At 74.1% G+C, this 4,847-nt stretch carries 2 protein-coding genes; both read left to right on the forward strand.

Annotated elements, in window-relative coordinates; genetic code table 11:
- Positions 1 to 406 precede the first annotated feature (406 nt).
- Positions 407 to 4,021: an ATP-dependent helicase gene (locus tag E6J59_06145; GenBank protein ID TMB21316.1), complete on the forward strand. Its 3,615-nt coding sequence runs from the start codon at positions 407 to 409 to the stop codon at positions 4,019 to 4,021.
- 212 nt (positions 4,022 to 4,233) lie between these two features.
- Positions 4,234 to 4,761: a type II toxin-antitoxin system VapC family toxin gene (locus E6J59_06150; protein ID TMB21317.1), complete on the forward strand. Its 528-nt coding sequence runs from the start codon at positions 4,234 to 4,236 to the stop codon at positions 4,759 to 4,761.
- Positions 4,762 to 4,847: the final 86 nt, after the last annotated feature.

Genomic DNA, 4,847 nt, shown 5'->3' on the forward strand with positions numbered 1-4,847 from the left:
CGAGGCCGCGAGGAAGCTCGACGCGGCGCGCGCGCGGCAGTGACGTAGTGGTCCAGCAGACATTCGAGGTCCTTCGTCTGGAACTCGAGGTCCTGGTGTGCCGGATTCGGAAGCCGGTACTCACACCTTACCGTATTCGAGGGATGCTCGCCGGCGGCGACCTGCGTGGTCGCGCGAGGCGGAGCGAAGCCGGCCTGCGTACCATCGGCCGGCGGTTGGCGTCCAGCGTTCCGATCGCACGCTCGTGAAAGCGCCTGCGCCGGCTCGAGCGGCTCATGGCGGCCGTGGAAAAGGCGCAGTGCGGCACGAACGCCCGCCTCGACCAGACAAACGTGCGGCTCGAACTAGCTCGCCCCCGCTCGCCGCCCTTGAATCCGCCCGCCGACTCCGCAACACTCGGCCGGCCATGGCGGGCGGCGGGGTGGAGGCGGCGGTTGCGGGCTGGCCGGCCCCGACGTGGCGCGCCTTCGTCGCGGCGCTCGCCCCCTTCCCGCCCGCCGCCCGCGAGCGCGGACGGCGCTACGCCGAGGAGGGCCGCGTCGAGTCGATCGACGTCCGCGACGACGTCGTCGAGGCGACGGTCGTCGGGTCGGAGGCGTACGATGTCGTCTGGGAGCACGATCGCGGCGAGTGGCGCGCGAGCTGCTCGTGCCCGGTCGGGTCCTTCTGCAAGCACGCGTATGCCGTCGCCCGCTGCCTGGTCGCCGACTCCACGCTCGCGCCGCCCGCCGCGCGTCCCCCGGCCGCCGGGAAGGGCGTGCTCGACGTGCTCCTCCGCGCGCGGGGGCCCTGGGAGCGCCAGCAGGCGCTCTCCCGCGTGCTGCCGCGCGGATGGCTCCACAGCCCGCAAACGTGGACGTTCCACGAGCTGTTCGACGAGCCCGACCCGGACGTCTTCTGCTGGCGCGTGGCGCAGGCGCTCGCCGCCCGCGGCCCGCTGCCGCGGGAGCTGGAGCCGTTCCGTGACCGGCCCGATCTCTCGGCCCGGCTCGAGGAGCGCCGTCGCGCGGAGCTCCTGCGCGACGTCACCGCCTGGGCTCGCCACCTCGGCCGGGCGGCCGAGCGGCGCCTGCGCGTGGTCCTGACGCTCGTGCGTGCTGCCGCGGGCGAGGTCGTCGTCGCCGTCGAGGCCCGGCTCACCTCGCCGAAGCTGGCCGACGCCCCGCGCTCGCTGACCCAGCTCCATCAGCTACGCTCCGAGCTCCAGCGCGACCCCTCGTCGCTGCCGGCCGATCAGGCGGCGCTCCTCGTCTGGCTCACCGACCACGGGCTGGGCGGGAACGAGCCCTGGCTCGCGGCCGATCCGGGGCGGAGCGCGGCGCTCCCCGCGTTGATCGAGCGGATCGCGGGCTCGCCGCTCGGCGCGTGGAGCGAGACGCTCCCGTCCGACCTCGCGCAGCTCGGCGGCGTCGCGCCCGGCGATCCCGTGCGCCTCTCGCCCGAAGCGGCCCGGCTGGCGCCGCTCTGTGTCTCCCGCGACGGCGACACCGCGCTCGAGTTCCGCTTCCGCTGGCCCGACGGGCGGAGCTGCGGGCTCGACGAGGCGCTCTACCTGCCGCGGCGCGAGGGCTTTGCCGCGCACGCGAGCCTCGTGCTCTGCGGCGGGGTCTTCTCGACCGTCGTCGGCGAGCCGCCGGGACAGCTCCTCCACCGCGTGCGCGAGAGCGGGGGACTTCTCCTCCGACCCGCCGAGCGCCTCGCGCTCCTCCGGCGCCTCGGCGCGGGGTTCCCGCATCTCCGGGACACGCTCCGCGCGCACACGCGTGTCCATGCCGCCGCTCCGGCGGTGACGCTCGACCTCGGCGCGGACGACCGCCTGCATCTCCGGCTCTTCGCGCACGCCGGTGCCTGGCGGCCGGGCGAGCCGCCGCCCGCGGACGGCATCGTGCTCGAGCTGACGGTGGCGGACGGCTGGACGCGCGCCTCGCCCGGCGACGCGGGAAGCTACGCGCCCGTCGGAGCCGAGATCGCGGTCGCGCCCGCCGCTCCCGCTGCGCATCCCGTCGACGACCCGTGGGTCGACGAGCCGGATCCGGACGCCGTGGCGCCGGCGATCGCGTGGCTCGAGCGCCTCGGGGCCCCGCCCGCGCCCGCGCCGGCCACCGGCTGGTCGCTCGCGCTCGGGCGCCGCCACATGGAGGCGTTCGCGCGCGCGTGGGCCGAGCGCCCTGCGGGAGTGACCTTCTACGGTACGGAGGCCATCCGCCGGTTGCTCGACGGGGCGCGGCGCGTCTCTCCGCGGCTCCGCGTCGAGGCGAGCGGCACCGACTGGTTCGCGGTGTCCGCCGAGTGGGAGGCGGAGGGCCTGGCGCTCACCGCCGCCGACCTCGCGACGCTCCGCGGCGCCACCACCCGCTTCGTCAAGCTCTCCGGCGGCTGGGTCGACCGCGAGCTGTCCGCGCGCCACGACGAGGCGGCGGAGCTGCTCGCGGACCTCGGCGTCGAGGCGGGCACGGGGCCTCAGCGCCTGACGCTCTGGCAGCTCGCAGGCGCGCGGCCCGAGACGTTCGAGGCGCTCGAGCAGCTCGGCGCCGAGCGCGAGACGCTCGGCGCCGTGGCCGCGCTGCGCCGCCGGATCGCCGAGTTCCGCGGCCTCCCCGAGACCCCGCCTCCGCCCGGCCTCCGCGCCACGCTCCGAGCGTATCAGCAGCGCGGCCTCGATTTCCTCGCCCACTCCGCCGCGCTCGGCGTCGGCGCCGTCCTGGCCGATGACATGGGGCTCGGGAAGACCGTGCAGGCGCTCGCCTGGCTCGCCCATCTGCGCGCGACCGACCCGGGCGGCGGGCCGAGCCTCGTCGTCTGTCCCGCCTCGGTCGTGCACAACTGGGCGCGCGAAGCCGAACGGTTCACCCCGGAGCTGCGCGTTCTCCTCCTCACGCGCGGGAGCGAGCGGCACGCGCTCCGCGCCGCGATCGTCGAGCACGACCTCGTGGTCACGAACTACGCGCTGCTCCGGCAGGATGTCGAGGCATGGCGGAACATCCGGCTCCGGACGCTCATCCTGGACGAGGCGCAGAACGTCAAGAACCCGGACGCTGCGGTGACGCGCGCCGTGCTCGCGCTCGACGCGCGCCATCGCCTGGCGCTCACCGGGACGCCGCTCGAGAACCGCCCGCTCGACCTGTGGAGCATCATGACCTGCGTCAACCCGGGCTACCTCGGGACGCGACCGGAGTTCAGCGCACGCTATGACCGGCTCGACGTGCCGGCGCACCGGCGCGCGCTCCTCGCGGCGAGGCTCCGCCCCGTCCTCCTCCGCCGCCTGAAGCGCGAGGTCGCGCCCGAGCTGCCCGACCGCGTCGAGGAGCGCCGCGACAGCGAGCTCACCGCCGGGCAGCGCCGCCTCTACCTCGGCGAGGTCGCGCGCAGCCGCCGGCTCGTCGAGCAGCTCGCCGCGGCGCCGGGCGGCCTCCGGCAGCACCGGATCGACGTCCTCGCCGCGCTCACCCGCCTCCGCCAGATCTGCTGCCACCCGGCCCTCGCGGGCGGGCGGTCCGGGCTGGGATCCGGGAAGTTCGACACGCTCTTCGAGCTGCTCGACCCGCTCCTCGCCGAGGGGCACAAGGTCCTCGTGTTCTCGCAGTTCGTCGAGTGCCTGAAGCTCCTCGCTGCCGAGATGCGCGCCCGCTGCATCCCGCATCATGTCCTCACCGGACAGACCGTGAAGCGCGAGGCCGTGGTGAGCGCCTTCACGGACGACGCGCGGGCCTGCGCGTTCCTCGTGTCGCTCAAGGCGGGCGGCACGGGCCTCAACCTCACCGCCGCGAGCTACGTCGTCCTCTTCGATCCGTGGTGGAACCCGGCCGTCGAGGCCCAGGCGATTGACCGCACCCACCGCATCGGGCAGGACCGGACGGTCATCGCCTACCGGCTCGTGGCCCGGGGGACGGTCGAGGAGCGCATCTTCGACCTCCAGCAGCGCAAGGCCGCGCTCGCGCGCGACGTGCTGGGCGAGGCGGGCTTCGGCCGCTCGCTCACGCGGGAGGATCTGGGCTACCTCCTCGCCGGCGACGCCGTGTGAGCGGCCGGCTGGATGCCGCGCCTCGCGAGGAGGAGATAGTGGTGGGACCCGGAAGGAGAGAGCCGACCCAGGGACGGTCTTGCTCGGGTTCGGCATACGTATAATATACGTGGCGCTATGGCCAAGGCGGCTCTCAGACGCGAGAAGTGGACGCTCTCCTTTGACCCGGACCTGAAGGAGTTTCTCATCCGGACGGCGCGGCGCCGCGGCATATACCCGGTGACACTCCTCGAGGAGCTGGTCCGGGAGAAGTTCAATCCCTACGGCCATACCGCAGTGAAGGACAGCGCGGAATACGTCCGTATGCTGCGCCGCCGCTCCCGAAGCCGCTCGGATGCGGCCTTCCTGAGAGAGATCCGAGCGTGGCAGCGGTCCGCGTCCTCGTAGACACCGACATCCTGATCGACTACTTCAACGTCGGCGCTCACAGCCGGCTCTTCGACGATCCGCGCAGCCGCATCTACTACTCGGTCGTCACGCGGAAGGAACTCCTCGCGAAGAAGGGCCTGAGCAGCGCCGAGCGCGGAGCGATCGCCGAGGCGCTGCGCCGGTTCCGGCTCGTTCCCCTGGGACCCGCCATCGCGGCGCGCTACTGGTCCTTGCGCCGCAGGTACCCGGACCTCGAGCAGGAAGACGCCCTGATCGCCGCGACGGCGCTGGTGAAGAGGATGCCGCTGTTGACGGGCAACTGGAAGCACTTCCGGCACATCGCGGGGCTCGCGCTCTACGCAGGCCGCTAGTAGACCGCTGCCCCTGGCCAGGCGCGAGTTCGAGACGCCCGCCGCACGGCGCGGGCGGCGAGGAGTCTACCCGGGTATCGTGCGCC

The organism is Deltaproteobacteria bacterium (assembly GCA_005879795.1).
Lineage (GTDB): Bacteria > Desulfobacterota > Binatia > DP-6 > DP-6 > DP-6.